Annotated in this window: 17 protein-coding genes; 13 read left to right on the top strand and 4 right to left on the bottom strand. The window is 70.0% G+C overall.

Annotated features, from left to right (window positions below; translation table 11 throughout):
* Window positions 1–156: 156 nt before the first annotated feature.
* Both BKK80_RS24755 and fliD read left to right on the top strand, forming a co-directional pair.
* On the top strand, window positions 157–510 hold the full coding sequence (locus BKK80_RS24755) for a lysozyme inhibitor LprI family protein (protein ID WP_157903334.1): 354 nt from the start codon (window positions 157–159) through the stop codon (window positions 508–510).
* A 383-nt stretch (window positions 511–893) separates the two neighbouring features.
* The gene (gene fliD, locus BKK80_RS24750; RefSeq protein WP_071021247.1) at window positions 894–2360 is read left to right on the top strand and encodes a flagellar filament capping protein FliD; all 1467 of its coding nucleotides are present in this window, start codon (window positions 894–896) and stop codon (window positions 2358–2360) included.
* 99 nt (window positions 2361–2459) lie between these two features.
* On the opposite strand, the gene gdhA is transcribed toward fliD, so the two are convergent.
* Window positions 2460–3839, bottom strand: a complete 1380-nt coding sequence (gene gdhA, locus BKK80_RS24745) for an NADP-specific glutamate dehydrogenase (protein WP_418235913.1) — start codon at window positions 3837–3839, stop codon at window positions 2460–2462.
* Window positions 3840–4128: 289 nt separating this feature from the next.
* Here gdhA and BKK80_RS24740 point away from each other — a divergent pair, with 289 nt between their 5' ends.
* From BKK80_RS24740 to BKK80_RS24730, 3 genes are all read left to right on the top strand, one after another.
* Window positions 4129–5049 (top strand): tripartite tricarboxylate transporter substrate binding protein, encoded by a 921-nt coding sequence (locus BKK80_RS24740; protein ID WP_084545743.1) that lies wholly within the window; start codon window positions 4129–4131, stop codon window positions 5047–5049.
* A gap of 127 nt (window positions 5050–5176) precedes the next feature.
* Entirely contained in the window at window positions 5177–6049 is an 873-nt protein-coding gene (locus tag BKK80_RS24735) for a TauD/TfdA dioxygenase family protein (RefSeq protein WP_071071698.1), read from the top strand.
* 530 nt (window positions 6050–6579) lie between these two features.
* Window positions 6580–7803, top strand: coding sequence for an MFS transporter (locus tag BKK80_RS24730; protein ID WP_071071695.1), 1224 nt, complete (start codon window positions 6580–6582; stop codon window positions 7801–7803).
* A 4-nt stretch (window positions 7804–7807) separates the two neighbouring features.
* Here the strand turns inward: BKK80_RS24730 and BKK80_RS24725 are convergent, their stop codons facing one another.
* The gene (locus BKK80_RS24725; protein WP_071073285.1) at window positions 7808–9289 is read right to left on the bottom strand and encodes an amidase; all 1482 of its coding nucleotides are present in this window, start codon (window positions 9287–9289) and stop codon (window positions 7808–7810) included.
* A 318-nt stretch (window positions 9290–9607) separates the two neighbouring features.
* Here BKK80_RS24725 and BKK80_RS24720 point away from each other — a divergent pair, with 318 nt between their 5' ends.
* The 6 genes from BKK80_RS24720 to BKK80_RS24695 all read left to right on the top strand — a co-directional run bounded on the left by BKK80_RS24720 (window position 9608) and on the right by BKK80_RS24695 (window position 15880).
* Window positions 9608–10729, top strand: a complete 1122-nt coding sequence (locus BKK80_RS24720; protein ID WP_071071693.1) for an ABC transporter substrate-binding protein — start codon at window positions 9608–9610, stop codon at window positions 10727–10729.
* 4 nt (window positions 10730–10733) lie between these two features.
* Window positions 10734–11636 carry an ABC transporter permease gene (locus BKK80_RS24715; protein WP_083384645.1) on the top strand — a complete coding sequence of 301 codons (903 nt, stop codon included), beginning with the start codon at window positions 10734–10736 and terminating at the stop codon, window positions 11634–11636.
* Window positions 11637–11659: 23 nt separating this feature from the next.
* A complete protein-coding gene (locus BKK80_RS24710; RefSeq protein ID WP_083384646.1) occupies window positions 11660–12499 on the top strand; it encodes an ABC transporter permease in 840 nt (279 codons plus the stop codon).
* A gap of 51 nt (window positions 12500–12550) precedes the next feature.
* Complete coding sequence (locus tag BKK80_RS24705; RefSeq protein WP_071021260.1) at window positions 12551–13390, top strand: ABC transporter ATP-binding protein; 840 nt, start codon at window positions 12551–12553, stop codon at window positions 13388–13390.
* A gap of 109 nt (window positions 13391–13499) precedes the next feature.
* Entirely contained in the window at window positions 13500–14507 is a 1008-nt protein-coding gene (locus BKK80_RS24700; RefSeq protein ID WP_071071691.1) for a TauD/TfdA dioxygenase family protein, read from the top strand.
* Between the two features lie 14 nt (window positions 14508–14521).
* Entirely contained in the window at window positions 14522–15880 is a 1359-nt protein-coding gene (locus BKK80_RS24695) for an LLM class flavin-dependent oxidoreductase (RefSeq protein ID WP_071071690.1), read from the top strand.
* Window positions 15881–16029: 149 nt separating this feature from the next.
* Here BKK80_RS24695 and BKK80_RS24690 read toward each other — a convergent pair whose 3' ends face one another.
* Window positions 16030–16344, bottom strand: a complete 315-nt coding sequence (locus BKK80_RS24690; protein WP_071071687.1) for a hypothetical protein — start codon at window positions 16342–16344, stop codon at window positions 16030–16032.
* Between the two features lie 671 nt (window positions 16345–17015).
* Between BKK80_RS24690 and BKK80_RS24680 the strand changes: the two genes are divergently transcribed.
* Window positions 17016–18092, top strand: coding sequence for a sulfonate ABC transporter substrate-binding protein (locus BKK80_RS24680; protein WP_084545742.1), 1077 nt, complete (start codon window positions 17016–17018; stop codon window positions 18090–18092).
* Window positions 18093–18210: 118 nt separating this feature from the next.
* Window positions 18211–19485: an O-acetylhomoserine aminocarboxypropyltransferase/cysteine synthase family protein gene (locus tag BKK80_RS24675; RefSeq protein ID WP_071022784.1), complete on the top strand. Its 1275-nt coding sequence runs from the start codon at window positions 18211–18213 to the stop codon at window positions 19483–19485.
* Window positions 19486–19514: 29 nt separating this feature from the next.
* Here BKK80_RS24675 and BKK80_RS24670 read toward each other — a convergent pair whose 3' ends face one another.
* Window positions 19515–20297 (bottom strand): HAD-IIB family hydrolase, encoded by a 783-nt coding sequence (locus tag BKK80_RS24670; RefSeq protein ID WP_071022787.1) that lies wholly within the window; start codon window positions 20295–20297, stop codon window positions 19515–19517.
* Between the last annotated feature and the right edge of the window lie 329 nt (window positions 20298–20626).

The raw sequence follows: 20626 nt of genomic DNA, 5'->3' as shown, positions 1-20626 counted from the left end.
GTTGTGGTGGAAGAGGGTCCGATGCGGGCCGCGATGCCCGCAGGCTTGCGCGGATCATACCCGTGCGCGGCGAAACGCGCCGGCGCGGCCCGGACGTGTATCCTCTCGCTCCGGACCTTCGCCGCGACGCCGCCGGACATTTTCGATGCCGATCCGATGCCACCTCTGACCCGCCCGAGCGCCGCCCTGGGCCTCTCCACCCTCGCCACCCTCGCCACCCTCGCGGCCCTCGCCAGCCCGGGCACGGCGCGCGCCGCCGAGCCGGACTGCGCGGCACCCGGCACGCCGGCCGCGCGGCTGATCTGCGAGCACGCGCTATTGGCCATGGGCAATGGCCGCATCCGCGCCCAGCAGCAGCGCCTGCTGCAGGCCGGCGCGATCCGCCAGGCGGAGATCGACGCCTTCCTCGCGCGGCGCGATGCCTGTACCACGGTGGCCTGCCTGGACACGCTGTTCTCGCAATGGAACCAGCGGGCGGCACGGCTGCGCGCAGACCGGCGCGCGCCCTGAGGCTCCCGCCACCAGGACCGCCGCCGGTCCCCCGCCCCCTTCTGAATCGCCCCGGTCGCCCGCCATGGCACCGGAATCCCCCTCATTTCTCCGCTAAAGATCGCCAGGCCCCGTCCGATAATGCAGGATGGAGACAGATGAAGTCTCTCCGCATGTCATACATTCCCCCGCCTGGCGGGAAGGAAGCGCCCGCGCGGCGGCCGGCCTGGAGCCGGCACCGCGATCGGTCCGGGCGCTCGCAACGGGGGAAGGCCGGGCTCCGCCAATGAACGCGCAAGCCGGCCGCCGGTGCCAGTCACCGGCGTGCCGCCATTGCCGCACGGCGTCCGGTCCTGGCGTGCCGGCTACACAGTGAAGAACTCAAAATTCGAAGGGTAACGCCGATGGCATCCATCACCTCTCTGGGCGTCGGGTCGGGTCTCGACCTGAACACACTGCTCACCAAGCTGTCCGCGGCGGAAAGCAAGCCGCTCGATCTGTTGAAGAACAAGCAGGCCGCCTACCAGGCCAAGGTATCGGCCTACGGCAACGTCAAAAGCATGCTGGCCGCCTTCCAGGCGTCCGCCAAGAAGCTGGCGGACACGGCCACCTTCAGCGTGACCAAGGCCTCGGTCGGCTCGACGGAGATCCTGGGCGCGGCCACCGCATCCAATGCGACGCCGGGCAGCTACACCGTGAACGTCAAGAGCCTGGCCCAGGCCCAGTCGCTGGTCGCCGCCGGCCAGGCCAGCCAGACCCGGGCCATCGGCACCGGCACCCTGGTGTTCGACTTCGGCTCGGTCAGCGGCTACGACGAGGACCCTGCTTCGCCGACCTACGGCACCTACGTCAATCCCGCCTTCAGCGCCACCGCGGACGCCACCAAGAAAGTCACCATCGACAGCAGCAACAACACGCTGCAGGGCATCCGCGACGCCATCAACAAGGCCGGCATCGGCGTCACCGCCAGCATCGCCAACGACGGCAGCAACACGCCCTACCGCATCGTGCTGACCTCGGACAAGACGGGGGCGGCGACGACCATGCGCATCAGCGCCAGCTCGCCCGAACTGCAGGGCCTGCTCGGCTACGATCCGGAGCAGGCCAACCAGCCCAGCGGGGTCAGGGAAACCGTGCGCGGCACCAACGCCAACCTGACCATCAACGGCATGGCGGTCACCAGCGCCAGCAACACCGTCGCCGACGCCGCGCAGGGCGTGACGCTGACGCTCAACAAGGTGGGTACCACCAGCCTGAGCGTCACGCGCGACCTCGACAACGTCAAGTCGGCCGTGCAGGCCTTCGTCAGCGCCTTCAACAACCTGCACAACATGGCAGGCAAGCTGACTGCCGTCGACAGCACCACCAAGACGGGTTCGGTGCTGACCGGCGACGGCGTGCTGCGCGGCATCCAGACCAAGCTGCGCAACATCCTCAACGCCTCGGCGGGCAGCGCTGCGGGCGGCATCAGCAACCTGGCACAGATCGGCCTCTCGTTCCAGAAGGACGGCTCGCTCGCCATCGACGACACCAAGCTGAGCAAGGCGCTCAAGGACAATGTCAGCGGCGTCACGCGCCTGTTCGTCGGCGAGGGCAAGGCCGATGGCTATGCCAAGCAGATCAGCACGGCGATCGACGACCTCAACGGCGACAAGGGCGCGCTCAAGCTCGCCACCGACGGCCTGGACAAGTCGCTGAAGGACCTGCAGAAGGACTACACCAAGACGCAGGACAACATCAATGCCAACATGGAGCGCTATCGCGCGCAGTTCGCCAAGCTGGACCTGGTGGTGCAGCGGATGAACCAGACCAGCAGCTACCTGACGCAGCAGTTCAACGCCATCAACAACACCAATAACAACAAGAACTGAGCGGGACGGCCGTCGATCGCGGCCGGCAACGAAGAAGGGGCGCCCGCGGGCGCCCCTTCTTACCTTGGCGCGCGCGGGCCGGCCGCGCGCCGCCCGGCGTCAGATCACGCCTTGCGCCAGCATGGCGTCGGCCACCTTGACGAAGCCGGCGATATTGGCGCCCTCGACGTAGTTGATGTAGCCGCCGTCCTTCTGGCCGTGGTGGATGCAGTTCTGGTGGATATCCTTCATGATCGCGTGCAGCTTCTCGTCGACCTCGGCATGGTGCCAGGACAGCCGCATCGCGTTCTGCGACATCTCCAGCCCGGAGGTGGCCACGCCGCCGGCGTTGCTGGCCTTGCCCGGTGCATAGAGGATGCGCGCCTCCAGGAAACGGTCGACCGCCTCCAGCGTGGACGGCATGTTCGCGCCCTCGGCCACGCAGAACACGCCGTTGGCCAGCAGGCGCTCGGCGTCGGCGCCGTTCAACTCGTTCTGCGTCGCGCACGGCAGCGCCACGTCGGCCGGCACGTGCCAGGGCGTGCGCTCCGCCTCGAAGCGCAGTCCGTGGCGCGCGGCGAAGTCGCTCAGGCGGCCGCGCTCTTCGTTCTTGAAGGCCATCAGCTCCTCGAGCTGGCCGGCACGCATGCCCTCGGGATAGTGCAGCACGCCGCCGGAATCCGACACGGTCAGTACCTTCGCACCCAGCTCCATCGCCTTCTGCGCGGCGTACTGCGCCACGTTGCCGGAGCCGGAGATCAGCACGCGCAGGCCGTCGAAATCGCGGCCGCGCCGGTGCAGCATCTCCTGCGCGAAGTAGACCGTGCCGTAGCCGGTGGCCTCGGGACGCATCAGGCTGCCGCCGAACGCCAGGCCCTTGCCGGTGAAGACGCAGGCGGACTGGTTGGACAGTTTCTTCATCATGCCGGCCATGAAGCCGACCTCGCGGCCGCCCACGCCGATATCGCCTGCGGGGATATCGGTATCGGCGCCCAGGTGGCGGTGCAGCTCGCTCATCAGCGCCTGGCAGAAGCGCATCACCTCGCCGTCGGACTTGCCCTTGGGATCGAAGTCCGAGCCGCCCTTGCCGCCGCCCATGGGCAGCGTGGTGAGCGCGTTCTTGAAGGTCTGCTCGAAGCCGAGGAACTTCAGCACCGACAGGTTGACGGTGGGATGGAAGCGCATGCCGCCCTTGTAGGGGCCGATGGCCGAACTGTGCTGGACGCGGAAGCCGCGGTTGACCTGCACGCGGCCCTGGTCGTCGGTCCAGGCCACGCGGAACTGGATCACCCGCTCCGGCTCGACCAGGCGCTCCAGCAGGGCCAGCTCGGCATAACGGGGATGACGCTGCACGAAGGGCCAGAGGGTGAGCATCACCTCTTTCACGGCCTGCAGGAATTCGGGCTGATGGGGGTCGCGCCGGGCGACGCCGGCCAGGAAGGTGTCAAGGGTGAGTGAAGCCACGGATGTCTCGCTTGTGCTTGGCAGGAGGCGCGCCATCGACGCCTGTGCGGACGGCGTGCCACTGTTGACACCGCAACGCGCCCCGGGAAGGCAACCCGGCACACCTGCGGCAGGCCGCGCGGGGTCGTGTCCCGGCCAGCCAATGTCCAGACATTCAAGATCGTGGATGAATGTCTGAGGCAAGGGCGAAGATTAGCACTACTTCGGTGCGGAGCGAAATAGAAGGAAGGAGCGAAACAGCGGATCCGCGCGGGAGAATGGGCGATAGCCGCCGGTGGCGCCGCTCGGCCCTCCAAGGCCGGCACGCCGACGCGCCGACGCGCCGATGCACACTCAGACCGGCGCCAGGCCGATCATGCGGCTGACGTCGGCCGCCGCCCGCTGCAGCGCCGGCACGATCTCGGCCACGATGCGCTCCGGCGGCGCCTCTGCCGTCGCGGTGGAGATGCCGAGCGACAGCCGGCGCGAGCCGCCGGCCGGCAGCGGCACCGACACCGACACCGACTTCGCAGCCAAGCAGCCGGCCGACGGCTATACGCTGGTGATGGGCAATATCGGCCCGCTCGCGATCAACCCGTCGCTGTACCGCGACCTGCCCTACGACCCGGTCAGGGACCTCGCCCCGGTCACCATGCTGATGGCCGTGCCCAACCTGCTGGTGGTCAACCCGGCGCTGCCAGTGCATTCGGTCAAGGACCTGCTGGCCTATGCGAAGCGCCAGCCCGCGCCGCTGGGGTTCGCCACGCCGGGGGCCGGCACCTCGCTCCACCTGGCCGGCGAACTGTTCGCGTCGATGGCGGGCGTGGCGTTGACGCACGTGCCCTACAAGGGCAGCGCGCCCGGCCTGAACGACACCATGGCAGGCCATGTGCCGATGATGTTCGACAACATGCCTTCGGCGCTGCAGCTGGTGAAGACGGGCAAGCTGCGCGCGCTCGCCATCACCAGCGCGCAGCGCTCGCCGCAGTTGCCCGAGGTGCCGACCATGGCCGAGTCCGGGCTGCGCGGCTACGAGATCGCCGGCTGGTTCGGCGTGCTGGTCCCCGCCGCCACGCCCAGGCCGATCGTAGCCAGGCTCGACAAGGCGCTGCAGGCCATCCTGAAACAGCCCGAGGTGCGCCGCCAGCTCGACGAGATGGGCGGCATCGTGTCCGGTGCCGGCCCGCAGGAATTCGCCCGCTACATCGACAGCGAATCGCGCAAGTGGGGCCAGCTCGTGCGCAGCGCCCATATCACCGTGCAGTGAGCACCGCGCAGTGTGCACCGCTCACCAGGCCCTCCCCTGCAACGAACGCCGTGCGGTGGCGCCGCACGGCCTCCCCGATTCCACCCCGCCCATCCGGCACGCCCCCTACCCCGAAGAGGAGACTCCCATGTCGCAAACCCAGATTCTGGACATCCAACCCATTGCCGGCACCATCGGCGCCGAGATCCGCGGCGTCGACCTGGCCGCGCCGCTGCCCGATGCGGTCTTCGCCGAGATCGAGGCTGCGCTGCATGAGCACCTGGTCATCTTCTTCCGCGACCAGCAGCTCACACCCGCCCAGCACAAGGCCTTCAGCGCGCGCTTCGGGCCGCTGCTCGAAGTGCCCTTCGTGCGCGCGCTGCCCGGCCACCCGGAGATCCTGCCGGTGATGAAAGGCCGGGAGGAAAAGACCAAGCGCAATTTCGGCGGCCTGTGGCATTCGGACATGAGCTACGCAGAGATCCCGCCGCTCGGCTCCGCCCTGTACGCGCGCGTGATCCCGCCCTACGGCGGCGACACCATGTGGACCAATATGTACCGTGCCTACGACGCGTTGTCGGACACGCTCAAGAGCGTGCTGGAAGGCCTGCATGCCGTGCACAGCCCGGTGCGCTCCTATGGCGCCAACGGCGCCGTGGTCAACAACGGCGACCCCGCCCACAAGATGGACGTGCGCACCGACGAGCGTGCCATGCGCGAAGCCGTGCACCCGGTGGTACGCGTGCACCCGGCCACCGGCCGCAAGGCACTCTACGTCAACAGCACCTACACCCTGCGCTTCGATGGCATGAGCGAGGAAGAAAGCGCGCCGCTGCTGCAGTACCTCCACCAACACGCCGCCCGCCCCGAGTTCACCTGCCGCTTCCGCTGGACGCCGGGCGCGCTGGCCGTATGGGACAACCGCTGTACCCAGCACCTGGCGATGAACGACTACGACGGCTTCGACCGCGAGCTGCACCGCACTACTATCGCCGGCACGCGGCCGGTCGGCGTAGCCTGAGCGGTAGGCTGCAGCGACCTGCCGCGCCAGCCGGCCCGCCATGGCGACTGGGACGGCTCGCCATGCAGACTGCCGAGGAGCCGCTCCTTGTCGGAGCGCTTGCCCGGCCTCTGCGCCGCCCAGTTGACGGTCGGCCTGGCGCAGGCGCAGCGGGCCTCGACGGCAGGCAGACAGGCGGAAGAAGGCACGGGGTGCCTTGGCGGCGCGCCCGCGGCCCCCTCGCCGTACCGGCTCATGAATGGACCCATGGCTTGTCTCCGCGGCCTTGCCGCTTTCTTGGCGCTTGCCGCAGAACCACCTGCCCTGAACGCTGCGGATCAAAGCTTGCCTCCTGGTTGACGCAATGGCCCGAATTGCATCAAACTCGTCACCCGAATCTGTATATACAGGTATAGGTAGGGCGGATATCTAAAGCATGGCCGAACCCTCCACGCCACGGGCACTCCGGTGAAGCCGCCCGTCAACGCGGACGTCGCCGCAGGGCATTCGGCCGCATCCGGAATCGCGGCACAGAGGACGAGGAGACCTTGATGGAGAACACGCAGCAGTTCCGCGGTTGGTACATGGTAGGAGCGGTTCATCTCCTGCTGGCGCTGATCTTCGGCGCAGCCTATTCCTTCGGCGCATTCTTCACCGTCCTGCAGACGAACTTCGATGCGGGCCGCTTCTCCACGGCGTCGATCTTCTCGTTGACGGCGTTGATCTATTACGTGATCGGAGTGTTCTCGGGCGCATGGAGCGACCGCATCCCGGTGCGCACCGTGACCAGCGCCGGCATCCTGCTGCTCTCACTGGGCTTCCTGGCCAGCAGCTTGCTCTCGTCTTCGCTCACGCTGTTCCTCGCCGCGTTCTGCATCCTGGTGGGGCTGGGCGTCGGCCTGGTCTATGTGCCGGCGGTCTCGACCATCCAGCGCTGGTTCATCGTCCACCGCAGTTCGGCCTCCGGCCTGGCGCTGGCCGGGACCGGCCTGGGCACCCTCATGGGCCCGATGGCCGCCGGCGCGCTGATGCAGCACCTGTCCTGGCAAAGCACCATGCAGGTCTATGCCGGCGCCATCGCCCTGCTTGGCCTTGCCGCGGCCGCCAGTCTGCGCGGAAGACCGGAGGAACTGGGACAACATCCCGACGGCATCCGCCCCGACGCGGCCGTCTCAAGGAAAGCGGCGCCGGCAGGCACGGGCGTCACGCTGCGCCAGGCAGCGCGCCAGGCACGGTTCTGGTGGCTCTTCTCGGCCATCTTCTTCGGATCGATCGGGCTGTTCCTCGCGCTCGTCCACATCAATCCCTATGCGCAACAACAGGGCCTGGATGTCACGCAGGCCAACCTGCTGATCGGCCTGATCGGGGTGGGCAACATCGGCGGCCGCCTGGTGCTGGGCCGGATCGGCGACCGGATGGGACCACAACGCTTCCTGGTGCTCGTGACGCTGAGCCTGGCCGTCCTGTGCGGCCTGTGGAGCTCGGCGCAGGGCTTCCTTGCGCTCGCCGCCTTCGCCCTCCTTTTCGGTGCGGCCAATGGCGGTTGCATTGCGCTGTATCCGGCAGTCGCCAGCACGTGGTTCGGTACCGGCAACCTGGGCGCCATCCTCGGCGCGCTGTACATCGCCGTAGGCATCGCGGCCGTGGCCGGAGGCAGCGTCGCCGGCCTGCTGTTCGACCTGTACCGGAGCTACACCTCGTCGATCGTTCTGGCAGGCGCCTCGGCCCTGCTGTCGGCCGCCGGCGTCGTCCTGGCTGCCCGCTCCACCCCATGACAGGCTAGCCGGCCGGCGCCAGCGCCGGCGGCTCCGCCTGCAGCAGGCCGGTGATGCGCTCGTGGCAATGCGCGAGCTGCAGCAGCGACAGTTCGTCGCGCGGCCTGCCGATGATCTGCACGCCCATCGGCAGGCCCTGCGCATTCCACCCCGCCGGCAGGCTGATGACCGGGCAGCCGGACAGCGTGCCAGGCGTCACCACTTCCATCCAGCGGTGGTAGCTGTCCATCTCGCGCGCGCCGATGCGGGCCGGCCAGCGCTCCTCGATGGCGAAGGGGAAGACCTGCGCGCTCGGCAGCGCCACGAAGCGGTGCGTCTCCAGCAGTTGCAGCGCCAGGTCGTACCAGGCGGTGCGATCCACCGCGGCGCGCGCCACATCGGCACCGCTGAGCCGCTGGAAGCCCTCCAGTTCCCACTGCAGCTCGGGCTTCATGCCGGCGCGCTGCACCGGGTCGGCATAGGCGCCGCCGAGGCTGGCGCCCAGGCTGAGCTGGCGCATCACCACGAAGGCGCGCCAGATGCGCTCCCAGTCGAAGGCGGGCGCGATCGCCTCGGTGCGGATGCCGGCCTCGCCGAGCCGCGCCAGCGCCGCCTCGCACAGGGCCAGGATGCCGGGCTCGCAGGCCAGATGGCCGCCCAGGTCGCCCAGCCAGGCGATGCGCGCGCCGGACAGGTCGGCGTCGAGCCGGTCGTGCCAGTCGGGCACGGCGCCATCCAGCGACAGCGGCACGCGCGCGTCATAGCCCGACTGCACCGACAGCAGCAGGGCCAGGTCGTCGGCGCTGCGCGCCATCGGCCCTTCGGTGGCGAGCTGGCTCATGAAGGCATCCACGCGCGGCCAGTGCGGCACGCGCCCTTGCGAGGGACGCAGTCCCAGCACATTGTTGTAGGCGGCGGGATTGCGCAGCGAGCCGCCCATGTCGCTGCCGTCCGCCACCGGCAGCATGCGCAGCGCCAGCGCCACCGCCGCGCCGCCGCTGGAGCCGCCGGCGCTGCGCGACGGATCCCAGGCATTGCCGGTGGCGCCGAACACGGGATTGAAGGTATGCGAGCCAAGCCCGAACTCCGGCACATTGGTCTTGCCGATGAAGATGGCGCCGGCGGCGCGCATGCGCGCCGCCACGATGGCGTCGGCCTGCGGCACGTGCTCGGCGAACAGCGGCGAGCCGGAGGTGGAGCGCAGCCCGCGGGTCGGCGCCAGGTCCTTGATGGCCTGCGGCAGGCCGTGCAGCGCGCCCACCGGCTCGCCGCGCGCCACCGCGGCGTCGGCCGCATCGGCCTCGGCCAGCACCTGCTCCGGCGGGCGCATCGAGACGATGGCATTGAAGCGCGGGTTCAGCGCCGCGATGTGGTCGAGGAAGGCCGTCACCACCTCGCGCGAGGACAGCTCGCGCGCGCGGATGCGCTGCGCCAGCGCACGCGCGGGCAGGCGGCAGAGTTCGGGAACGGCGACCGGGGCGACGGAAGCGGCTGTCTTGGCAGTCATGCTGGCATCCATGCTGGGAAGAGATTGCCCAGTTTGGCCGAGCATGCCGTCCAGGGCAATGCGGGTGAGCCCGGGCCGCGGTCGCGGCAAAGGGTGCCTTCCGGCACGGGCCGCAGCTGCCTGTACGGCCGCCCCTGCGGCCATCTGTACGGTTTGCGCACTTTCCAGCGACGCCGCCGGCATCTGCACTCGCGCGATATGCGCAGGCGCGATATGCACACGCGCGATAAGCAAGCGCAAAAACATTCGTTCTGCACGCCCCGGGGCGCCGCGTATCTTGGGAGCCGTCCCTTTATCTCCCAAGAGGAAACGCCCCCGATGTCCGCGCCGCGCCCCCTCTCCCGCCGCACCCTGCTCAAGCGCCTGGGCCTGTCCGGCCTGGCCGGCGCGCTGCCCGCCTGGCCGGCGCTGTCGCCCCTGAGTGCCTTCGCCGCCAGCGGCGGCGCCCGCCCCGAGGTGATCCGCATCGGCGTGGCGCAGCCCGCCACCGGCCAGCCGCCCACCTTTGCCGGCAGTTCGCTGTCGATCGCGCATGCGCGCGGCTGGCTGGAGGAGGCCTTCAAGCCCAGCGGCACGCGTGTGGAGTGGTATTTCTTCAAGGGCGCCGGCCCGGCCGTCAACGAGGCACTGACCAACCGCCAGCTCGACTTCGCCTTGCAGGGCGACCTGCCGGCCATCGTGGCGCGCGCCGCCGGGCTCAAGACCCGCCTGGTGCTGGCCACCGGCGTGCGCGCCAACATCTATATCGGCGTGCCGCCCGATTCGCCGCTGAAGACCGTGTCCGACCTGCGCGGCAAGCGCGTCTCGCTCTTCAAGGGCACCAATATGCATCTGCCGGCGCTGCGCCTGCTGGAGGCCAACGGCCTCACCGACAAGGACCTGCGCCTGCTCAATCTCGATACCGCCGGCTACCTGGCCGCGCTGACCACGCGCGACATCGACGCCGCCATCGGCGCCATGGACATCCTGCGCCTGCGCGACAAGGGCGCGGTGCGCATCCTCTACTCGAGCAAGAACCAGTCGCCCATCTATACGCGGCAGAGCCACGTGCTGGTGGCCGAGGCCTTCGCCGACCAGTACCCCGAGGCCACCCGGCAACTGGTCAAGAACGCCGTGGAAGCCGCCCGCTGGGCCTCGGACGAGGGCCACCGCGAAGATGTGCTGCGCACCTGGGCGCGCGCCGGCACGCCCTACGACCACTGGAAGGAAGACTTCGACGGCGAGCCGCTGCGGGTCCGCCTCAATCCCAATTTCGACCCCTTCCTGGTCAGCCGCTACAAGGACGCCGCCGAGCAGGCCTACCGCTTCCGCCTGAGCCGCGCGCGCATCGACGTCGACCAGTGGATCGACACGCGCTACCTGAAGGCCGCGCTGAACGACCTCGGCCTGCAGACCTACTGGCCGGTCTACCAGCCCAACGGCAAGATCCTCGGAGCCTGACGCCATGGCCGCCGAGATCCTGTCCCTGACGGCACCCGCAGCCCCTGCGGCGCCGAAATCCGCAGCGCTGCAGGCTGGCGACGATGCGCACCCCGTGCTGACTGCGCGCGAGGCGCGCGGCCTGCGCCGCCTGCTGCCCGCCGCGCGCCGGTATGCCGCCGGCTGGCTGCTGGCGTGGCCGGTGCCGCTCGCGCTGCTGGCGTTCTGGTACCTGGCCGCGCGCTACGAGTGGATCCCGCCGCAGGTCCTGCCCACGCCGGAGTCGGTGGCGCACACGCTGGCCGATCTCTATGACAGCGGCGAGCTGCAGGCCAACCTGGCGGTCAGCGCGCTGCGCGTGGCCGGCGGCTTCGCCGTCGGCCTGATCGGCGGCCTCGCGCTGGGCGCCGCCATGGGCCTGTCGCCGCGTTTGCGCGACTATGTGTACCCCACCTTCAAGGCCTTCAGCCAGGTGCCGGTGCTGGGCTGGCTGCCGCTGCTGATGCTGCTGGTGGGCATCGACGAAGCGCTCAAGATCATCCTGATCGCGAAGGCCGCGCTGGTGCCGATCGCCATGAACACCTACAAGGGCATCGAGAGCGTGCCGACGCGCTACATCGAGGTGGCGCGCGTGCTGCGCTTCACGCGCTGGCAACTGCTGTGGCGCGTGGTCTTTCCCGCCGCCGCGGCTCCGATCTGGAACGGCATCCGCTACGGCCTCACGCACGCCTGGCTGGCCCTGGTGGTAGTGGAGCTGCTGGCCTCCTCGGAAGGGCTGGGCTACATGATCGTGTACGGCCGCCAGCTGTTCCAGCTCGACATGGTGATCGCCGCCGTGGTGGTGGTGGGCGCCGTGGGCTACGCGCTCGACAAGGTGCTGGCGCTGGCCGAGCGCGCGGTGCTGCGCTGGCGCAAGCCCGGCTTCTGACACCGATCCGAGGAGAGACACCGATGTCCGATTCCATCGTCTCGCGCGACGACGCCCGGAACGCCCCGGGCACCCGGGGCGGCGGCCGGCTGCCCGCGCTGCCGCCGGCCCTGCGCGGCTGGGTACTGCCGATCGTGCTGCTGGCACTGTGGTGGGCCGCCTTCCGTTTCGGCTGGTCGCAATCGCCGCTGCTGGTATCGCCCGCCAAGGTCTGGGACACCGCCGTGGCCCAGGCGCGCAGCGGTGCGCTGTTCACCGCCCTGGCGGCCAGCCTGTGGCGCGACCTGGCGGGCTTCGCGCTGGGCGCCAGCCTGGGCCTGCTGTTCGGTACCGCGCTCGGCCTGTCGCGCCTGTTCGAGCAACTGGTCGGGCCGACCTTCCATACCGTCAAGCAGATCTCGCTGTTCGCCTGGATCCCGCTGATCTCGGTCTGGTTCGGCCTGGGCGACACCGCCAAGGTGGTATTCCTGTCGCTGGCCGCCTTCTTCCCGGTGGTCCTCAATACCTTCGAAGGCATCCGCGGCGTGCCGGCCGACCTGATCGAAGTCGCGCGTGTGCTCAAGTTCTCGCGGCGCCAGCTGCTGTGGCGCGTGGTGCTGCCGGCGGCCTCGCCGTCGATCTTCGCCGGCATCCACCTGGGCCTGATCTACGCCTGGCTCGCCACGCTGGGCGCGGAATACCTGCTGGTGGCCGGCAAGGGCATCGGCAACACCATGATCGACGGACGCGAGAACTTCTGGATGGACCTGGTGCTGTTCGGCGTGATCGTGGTCGGGCTGGTCGGCTTCACGCTGAACTGGATCGCCGGCCGCATCGAGCACCGCCTGCTGGCCTGGCGCGGGCGCTCGGTGGCCGGCTTCTGACCGCGCCGCCTGCCGCCAACCAGACGCCAGCCAAACTGACAAGGAGAATCCATGGGCCACGCCGGCACCCTCAGCATCCAGCACCTGCGCAAGCAATACCAGGTCAAGGGCGAAGCCCTGCCCGTGCTGGAAGACATCCACCTGACCATCTCGCCGGGCGAGTTCGTCAGCATCGTCGGCGCCAGCGGCTGCGGCAAGTCGACGCTGCTGCGCCTGGTGGTGGGCCTGGAGGAGGACTACCAGGGCGAGATCCTGCTCGACGGCCGGCGCGTGGTCGGCACCAGCCTGCAGCGCGGCATCGTGTTCCAGGAGCATCGCCTGTTTCCCTGGCTCACGGTCGAGCAGAACATCCGCCTGGCCCTGCTCAATACGCCGGGCAGCGACGCCGACAAGCGCCGCAACGTGCAGGAGCACATCGAGCTGGTCGGGCTGGCCGGCTTCGAGAGCGCCTACCCGCACCAGCTCTCGGGCGGCATGTCGCAGCGCGTGGCGATCGCCCGCGCGCTGGTGACGCGCCCGGAGATCCTGCTGCTGGACGAACCCTTCGGCGCGCTCGATGCGCTGACCCGCGCCTACCTGCAGCAGGAACTGCACCGCATCTGGCAGGCCGAAGGCATCACCATGATCCTGGTCACCCATGACGTCGAGGAAGCCGTCTTCCTGGGCGACCGCGTGGTGGTGATGGAGCCGCGCCCCGGACGTGTGCGCCGCATTGTGCCGGTCGGCCTGGCCCATCCGCGCGACCGTGCCGCCCTGCCCTTCGCCACCGTCAAGGACAACGTGCTGCGCGAATTCACGGGGCGCCTGGCCGAACTGGCGGAAGCGCCGGTGCTGCCCGAGCCGGCGCAGTCTTCGGACCGGCTGCCGCCTTCCATCCGCTTCGCCATCTGAGGCGGCCGCCCGCCGTGCGCCGGCGCCGCCGCCAGTCCCGTCACGGCGACCGGGCACGAACCCTCGGCCCGGTCGCACCCAGCGCCCTTTCCCCACCCGGAGACCCGTCATGACCCAAGCACAAGCCGCACAAACAGCACAAGCCGCCCCCGGCACCGCATCCGCCGACCTGCCGGCGCTCGACCTGCACCCGGTCGCCGGGCGCATCGGCGCCGAGATCCGCGGCGTGCGCCTGGGCGCCGATCTCGATGCCGGCACCTTCGCCGCCATCCGCGCCGCGCTGCTGCGCCACAAGGTGCTGTTCTTCCGCGACCAGCAGCACCTCGACGACGCCAGCCAGGAAGCCTTCGGCAAGCGCTTCGGCGCCCCCGTGGCCCACCCCACCGTGCCGGTCCGCGACGGCACGCAGTTCCTGCTCGAACTCGACTCGCGCCACGGCGGCCGCGCCAACTCCTGGCACACCGACGTGACCTTCGACGTGGCCTACCCGCAAGTGTCGGTGCTGCGCGGCGTGACCATCCCCGCCGCCGGCGGCGACACCGTCTGGGCCAATACCGCGGCCGCCTACCTCGACCTGCCCGAGCCCCTGCGGCAGCTGGCCGACAAGCTGTGGGCCCTGCACACCAACGACTACGACTACGCCGCCAGCCGCACCCTGGTGCACAACGACGAGGGCCTGCGCCGCTACCGCGAGGTCTTCACCTCGACCCTGTACGAGACCGAGCATCCGGTGGTACGCGTGCACCCCGAGACCGGCGAGCGCACCCTGGTGCTGGGCCACTTCGTCAAGAAGCTGCTGGGCTACACCTCGGTCGACTCGGCACACCTGATCGCCGTGCTGCAAGGCCATGTGCACCGGCTGGAAAACACGGTGCGCTGGCGCTGGCGCGAGGGCGACGTCGCCATCTGGGACAACCGCGCCACCCAGCACTACGCCATCAACGACTACGGCGACGCGCTGCGCGTGGTGCGGCGCGTGACCATCGCCGGGGACGTGCCGGTCAGCGTCGACGGGCGCCGCAGCGTGGCGCTCAAGCCGGTGCCGTCGCAGGCCGGTGCGGAGGGCGACAGCGCCAACAGCGCGCACGGCACGGACCACGCGGCGCGCGCCGCCTGAGGGAGATGCCGGCGATGTCCCAGCCCCGCGCCCCGCGCCAGCTGCATCTCGGCGCCTTCCTGCAGGCCACCGGCCACCACGTCGCCGGCTGGCGCCATCCCGGCGCCCAGGCCGATGCCGGCCAGAACTTCGCCCACTACGCGCGCCTGGCCCGGCGCGCCGAGGCCGCCAGGTTCGATGCCGTGTTCCTCGCCGACGGCGTGGCCATCCGCGGCATGAGCGATGCCACGCTGCCGCGCACCGCGCGCGCGGCCACCTTCGAGCCGCTCACGCTGCTGTCGGCGCTGGCCGCGGTGACCGAACGCATCGGCCTGGTGGCCACCGTGTCGACCACTTACAACGAGCCCTTCCACGTGGCGCGCAAGTTCGCCTCGCTCGACCACCTCAGCGGCGGGCGCGCCGGCTGGAACGTCGTCACCTCCTGGTCCGACGCCGAAGCGCGCAACTTCAACCTCGAGCACCACCCGGAACATGCGGACCGCTATGCCCGCGCCGAGGAATTCGTCGACGTGGTGAACGGCCTGTGGGACAGCTGGGAGGACGATGCGCTGCTGTACGACAAGGACAGCGGCCTGCATTTCGACAGCGGCAAGCTGCACGCGCTGGAGCACCGCGGCGCGCATTTCCAGGTGCGCGGCCCGCTCAACGTGGCGCGGCCGCCGCAGGGCCATCCGGTGGTGGTGCAGGCCGGCTCGTCCGAAGCCGGCCAGGAACTGGCCGCGCGCACCGCCGAGGTCATCTTCACCGCGCAGCAGTCGCTGGCGGACGCCCAGGCCTTCTACAGCGGCCTGAAGGCGCGCCTGGCGCGCTACGGGCGCACGCCCGACCAGCTCAAGATCCTGCCCGGCGTGTTCCCGGTGGTGGGACGCAGCGAAGCCGAGGCGCAGGAGAAGTTCGAAGCGCTGCAGGCACTGATCCACCCCAGCGTCGGCCTGGCGCTGCTATCGCAGAACCTGGGCGGCGTGGACCTGTCCGGCTACCCGCTCGACGGCCCGCTGCCCGACGACCTGCCCGAGCCCAACGGCGCCAAGAGCCGCTTCCAGCTGGTGACCGGACTGGCGCGGCGCGAAAGCCTGACCATCCGCCAGCTCTACCTGCGCGTGGCCACCGCGCGCGGGCATTGGTCCATCCACGGCACCCCGGCCTCGATCGCCGACCAGCTCCAGGCCTGGTTCGAAGGCGGCGCCGCCGACGGCTTCAACATCATGCCGCCGTGGCTGCCGGGCGGCCTCGACGACTTCATCGACCTGGTGCTGCCGGAACTGCGCCGGCGCGGGCTGTTCCGCGAGGAGTACGAGGGCCGCACCTTGCGCGAGCACCTGGGACTGGCGCGGCCGGTGCATCCGGCGGTGCGGCAGCGGGCTGCCGCCTGAAGCCCCCGGGAAGGGAAATGGGAAGCGGGCAAACAAGGGCAAGCAAGGGCAAACAGAACAGCGCGCAAGGCCAGGCCTTGCGCGCTGTCGCTGTTCTTGTCGGATTCCCGCCAGCGGCGGCGCCGGGACACTCAGGCCGCTCAGGCCGCTCAGGCCGTGCGCGCGCGGGCGCCCTCCTGGTAGGGATCGAAGCTACGCGCCGGCTCGGACGACACACCGCTGCGGTCCAGTCCGGCCACCTTGCGGGCGCCATCGGTGAAGACGTCGTGGCTGCGGAAGGTATAGCCGTAGTCATCGCCGGACACCTTGCCGCGCAGGCCGTAGCCATAGGTGTCGGCCGAGGCGGCCTGGCGGTAGACGTAGCCGTACTTGTCGGCGGGCACCGTGTCGGCCCGGGCCGCGCCGAGCGCGGCCAGCGACAGCAGGAGGGCGGATGCAATCTTCAGGGTGGTGTTCGAGGCCATGATTTCTCTCCGAGGCAGTCAGCAAATCATTAAAGGATTTGAATCTCGCCGGGCCGCGTCTTCTTGGTTGATTGCTGCCCGTTGACGTAACTATAGGGCTGGCCATCGAAGGCGTTGCGGATGAAATCCGGATTTAATATTCAGTTTTTTTGAATATAGATTCAGACGCTTGGCGCGGCCGGGGCCACGTGGCGGTCGGCATCACCCCGATGCCACCCTGGGGCGGCCACCGCAAGAACCCGGCCGACCGGCGGCAGCCCGAGCCGGAACGCACTGACCTCCCGGGTCAGATCGCCGGCCAGCTCCAGCATCGACGGCGCGGCCGCGGAAACCGCCTCCACCAAGGCAGCGTTCGGCTGCGTGACCCCGTCGATCTGACCGACCGCCCCGGCGCGACCTCAGCTAAGGGCGCCAGGCACGCGGAATTCAGCGCTCCGCCGGCCCGCATGGCATGGCACGAAGGCGATGTGATGCGCAACAGGCCATGCGGATCCGACGGGCAGGCGCGTCGCCGCCTGCGCGGGGACACGCGCCTCGCACTCGCACCGCCCCATCCCCCACCGGCGCCCCGCCTGGCGCACCGGTTCTAAGCAAATGCGACAAGCTTCCTTCCCTCGCGGACGCGATTTCGCAACCATAGCCATCCAGAGCCACAGGAATTGGAGAAATCGATGCATTTGCCGCTATCCCCTTCGCACACGATCACCGCGCCGGCCCACCCCGACGGCAAGCGGGACCGCCGCGCCGGCCGCTGGCTGCGCGCCCTGCTGCGCCCGGCCGCGCTGGCCCTGCTGGCCTTCGCCGCCAGCACCGCGGCCACCGGCGTGGCGCAGGCGGCCGAGCAGACCGTGCGCATCGGTTTCCAGAAGGCCGGCCTGCTGGCGGTGCTGAAGGCGCAGGGCACGCTGGAGCAGAAACTGGCACCGCTGCATTACAAGGTGGAGTGGAAGGAATTCCCCGCCGGACCGCAGTTGCTGGAGGCCCTCAACGCCGGCAGCATCGACTTCGGCTACACCGGCGCCCCGCCGGCGGTGTTCGCGCAGGCGGCCAAGGCCAGTTTCGTCTATGTGGGCGCGGAGCCGGGCGGCAAGAGCAATGAAGCGCTGTTCGTGCCGGCCAGTTCGCCGATCCGTTCGGTGGCCGAGCTCAAGGGCAAGCGCGTGGCGCTGCAGAAGGGCTCCAGCTCGAACTACCTGCTGGTGCAGCTGCTGAAGAAGAACGGCCTGTCGCTGCAGGATATCCAGCCGGTCTACCTGCCGCCGGCCGATGCGCGCGCGGCCTTCGAGAGCGGCGCGGTGGATGCCTGGGTGGTATGGGACCCGTACTACGCGCTGGCGCAGCGCGCGCTCAAGGTGCGCACGCTGGCCGACTACGAAGGCGTGCCCTCGCCCTACAACTTCTACGAGGCGGCGCGCGCCTTCACCGAACGCGAGCCGCGCGTGGTCAACGCCATCCTGGCGCAGTTGCGCGAAAGCGGCCAGTGGGTGGTGGCGCACCCCGGCGAGACGGCGGCGCTGCTGGCGCCCAGCCTGGGCCTGGAAGCGCCGGTGGTCGAGGCCTGGCTCAAGCGCGTGCCCTACGGTGTGACGCCGATCACGGCCGAGGTCGTGCTGGTGCAGCAACAGGTGGCCGACCTGTTCCACCAGCAGAAGCTGATCCCGTCCACCATCCGCGTCAGCGACAACGTGTGGCAGGCCAGTTTCCCCATCGCCCCCATCGTCCACAACGTCCCGGTCGCCCGCCAGTAGATCGGGACGGAACGACGACGGCGGCGGCCCGCGCCACGGCGGGGTGCCGCCCGGGCGGCGGCGCTGCTACCATGCGCAGCGCCGTGCCTTTTTTCTGACTTTCACCCATAACGACATCATGAGACTCGAAACCCTTGCCGTCCACGGCGGCTACTCCCCCGACCCGACCACGCGCGCCGTCGCCGTGCCGATCTACCAGACCGTCGCCTATGCCTTCGACAGCGCACAGCATGGCGCCGACCTGTTCGACCTGAAGGTGCCGGGCAATATCTACAGCCGCATCATGAACCCGACCAACGACGTGCTCGAACAGCGCCTGGCCGCGCTCGAGGGCGGCGTCGGCGCGCTGGCGCTGGCCTCGGGCATGGCGGCCATCACCTACGCGATCCAGACCATCGCGGAGGCCGGCGACAACATCCTGTCGGCCAGCCAGCTCTACGGCGGCACCTACAACCTGCTGGCCCACACGCTGCCGCAGTCCGGCATCGAGACGCGCTTCGTCGACGGCCGCGATCCGGCCGCCTTCGCCGAGCGCATCGACGCGCGCACCAAGGCCATCTTCGTCGAGTCGGTGGGCAACCCGCTCGGCAACGTGGTCGACATCGCGGCCATCGCCGAGGTCGCCCACGCGCACGGCGTGCCGCTGATCGTCGACAACACGGTGCCCTCGCCCTACCTGTGCCGCCCCTTCGAGCATGGCGCCGACATCGTCGTGCACTCGCTGACCAAGTACCTGGGCGGCCACGGCAACAGCGTGGGCGGCGCCATCGTCGACAGCGGCAAGTTCCCCTGGGCCGAGCACAAGGAGCGCTTCAAGCGCCTGAACGAGCCCGATGTGTCCTACCACGGCGTGGTCTACACCGAGGCGCTGGGCGCGGCGGCCTACATCGGCCGCGCGCGCGTGGTGCCGCTGCGCAATACCGGCGCGGCGCTGTCGCCCTTCAACGCCTTCCTGATCCTGCAAGGCATCGAGACGCTGGCGCTGCGCCTGGACCGCATCACCGAGAACGCGCTGGCGGTGGCGCGCCACCTGCAGGGCAACGCCAAGGTGGGCTGGGTCAACTTCGCCGGCCTGCCCGAGCACCCGGACCACGCGCTGGTACAGCGCTACCTGGGCGGTCGCGGCCCGGGCATCCTGTCCTTCGGCCTGAAGGAAGGCGGCCGCGAGGCGGGCGCGCGCTTCCTCGACGCGCTGCAACTGTTCACGCGCCTGGTCAACATCGGCGACGCCAAGTCGCTGGCCACCCACCCGGCCTCGACCACGCACCGCCAGCTCGACGCCGCCGAGCTGAAGGCGGCCGGCGTCAGCGAGGACATGGTGCGCCTGTCGATCGGCATCGAGCATATCGACGACCTGATCGAGGACCTCGAGCGCGCCCTGGCAGCGGCCTGAGGCACGCGGCGCCGGGCCCCGGGGCAGCGCTAGCGCGCCGCGTCGCGCAGCACCGCCTCGGCGGCCTCGACGAAGCCGGCGCCGCCCGGACCCCGCGTGATCCAGCGCGGGGGCACCGGCAGCGTGTCGAGATAGTCCACCACCGTGCTCACGCCCACGGTGTGTGCGAAGAACGAGAACATCGGCGCATCGTTGGTCGAATCGCCGACATACATCACCTGGGCGCGCACCGCATCCAGGTCGACGCCGTACAGCAGGCCGAGGCTGCGCCGCGCCATGGCCAGCTTGTCATACCCTCCCAGCCAGCCCAGCACCCACAGCGAATTGACGGTCGAGTCGGCCCCCGCCTCGGCGAAGAAGCCACGCAGGCGCGCTACCTGGTCCGCGTCGGCAGGCCTGGCAAAGGCCAGCCCGGTCTGGCGGAACGGCTGGTCGCTCGCCACGCGTGCCTGCGGCAGCGCCGCCAGCGCGCGCCGGCGCACGCTGTCCAGGGCCGCGTCGGCGGCCTGCCGCTGCGCCGCCTCCAGCCAGTAGTGGCGCACCAGGTCGCCGTCCGGCCCGCGCGCGAAGCACAACCCGCCGTTCTCGCCGATCACGGCATCGACCGGCCACATGCGCGCCATCTGGTCGCACCACCCTGCCGGCGCGGCGGTGACGGGAATCACGCGGATGCCCGCTGCCTGCAGGCGCTCCAGCGCGCCGTAGGTGGCGGCGGCAAGCCGGCCGTGGAAGGTCAGGGTGTCGTCCATGTCGGTCAGCACATAGCGCACTGCGGCCAGCGCGCCGGGCGCGGCATCTTCAAGCGGGTTCATGGTCGTGGCATGCATTCGGTCAGGGACGGCATCGGCAGGGACGCCGGAGCCCCGGCCGTTCGCGGCGGGAAAGCGGACGCCAAAGAAAAGGCCCGCTCGAGGCATCCGCCCGGCGGGCCGCAATCCCAGCCTGGATGGCGAGGAGGAGACGGTTTCATCATACGGGCCCGGCAGGCGCCGGCCAACCATCGATTCGCCATAAGGGTATGCCGTCCCGCCCTTATGCACCCACGGCATATGGGCATGATGAATTACTCGTTTCCCGTGCACCGGGGCGCCCCTACAATGGCCCGACCCGAGCGGCACCCGCCGCCGTCCAACAACCAGAC

The sequence above is a fragment of the Cupriavidus malaysiensis genome, assembly GCF_001854325.1.
Taxonomy (GTDB): Bacteria; Pseudomonadota; Gammaproteobacteria; order Burkholderiales; family Burkholderiaceae; genus Cupriavidus; species Cupriavidus malaysiensis.
This window is presented reverse-complemented; position numbering and strand designations above follow the sequence as displayed.

Bases quoted from the DNA above. Each gene is read 5' to 3' on its own strand.
- BKK80_RS24710 (WP_083384646.1), top strand. From the start codon at position 11,660: ATGTCCGATTCCATCGTCTCGCGCGACGACGCCCGGAACGCCCCGGGC.
- BKK80_RS24730 (WP_071071695.1), top strand. From the start codon at position 6,580: ATGGAGAACACGCAGCAGTTCCGCGGTTGGTACATGGTAGGAGCGGTT.
- fliD (WP_071021247.1), top strand. From the start codon at position 894: ATGGCATCCATCACCTCTCTGGGCGTCGGGTCGGGTCTCGACCTGAAC.
- BKK80_RS24740 (WP_084545743.1), top strand. From the start codon at position 4,129: ATGCACACTCAGACCGGCGCCAGGCCGATCATGCGGCTGACGTCGGCC.
- BKK80_RS24695 (WP_071071690.1), top strand. From the start codon at position 14,522: ATGTCCCAGCCCCGCGCCCCGCGCCAGCTGCATCTCGGCGCCTTCCTG.
- BKK80_RS24670 (WP_071022787.1), bottom strand. From the start codon at position 20,297: ATGAACCCGCTTGAAGATGCCGCGCCCGGCGCGCTGGCCGCAGTGCGC.
- BKK80_RS24720 (WP_071071693.1), top strand. From the start codon at position 9,608: ATGTCCGCGCCGCGCCCCCTCTCCCGCCGCACCCTGCTCAAGCGCCTG.
- BKK80_RS24705 (WP_071021260.1), top strand. From the start codon at position 12,551: ATGGGCCACGCCGGCACCCTCAGCATCCAGCACCTGCGCAAGCAATAC.
- BKK80_RS24680 (WP_084545742.1), top strand. From the start codon at position 17,016: ATGCATTTGCCGCTATCCCCTTCGCACACGATCACCGCGCCGGCCCAC.
- gdhA (WP_418235913.1), bottom strand. From the start codon at position 3,839: ATGGCGCGCCTCCTGCCAAGCACAAGCGAGACATCCGTGGCTTCACTC.
- BKK80_RS24690 (WP_071071687.1), bottom strand. From the start codon at position 16,344: ATGGCCTCGAACACCACCCTGAAGATTGCATCCGCCCTCCTGCTGTCG.
- BKK80_RS24715 (WP_083384645.1), top strand. From the start codon at position 10,734: ATGGCCGCCGAGATCCTGTCCCTGACGGCACCCGCAGCCCCTGCGGCG.
- BKK80_RS24725 (WP_071073285.1), bottom strand. From the start codon at position 9,289: ATGACTGCCAAGACAGCCGCTTCCGTCGCCCCGGTCGCCGTTCCCGAA.
- BKK80_RS24735 (WP_071071698.1), top strand. From the start codon at position 5,177: ATGTCGCAAACCCAGATTCTGGACATCCAACCCATTGCCGGCACCATC.
- BKK80_RS24675 (WP_071022784.1), top strand. From the start codon at position 18,211: ATGAGACTCGAAACCCTTGCCGTCCACGGCGGCTACTCCCCCGACCCG.
- BKK80_RS24755 (WP_157903334.1), top strand. From the start codon at position 157: ATGCCACCTCTGACCCGCCCGAGCGCCGCCCTGGGCCTCTCCACCCTC.
- BKK80_RS24700 (WP_071071691.1), top strand. From the start codon at position 13,500: ATGACCCAAGCACAAGCCGCACAAACAGCACAAGCCGCCCCCGGCACC.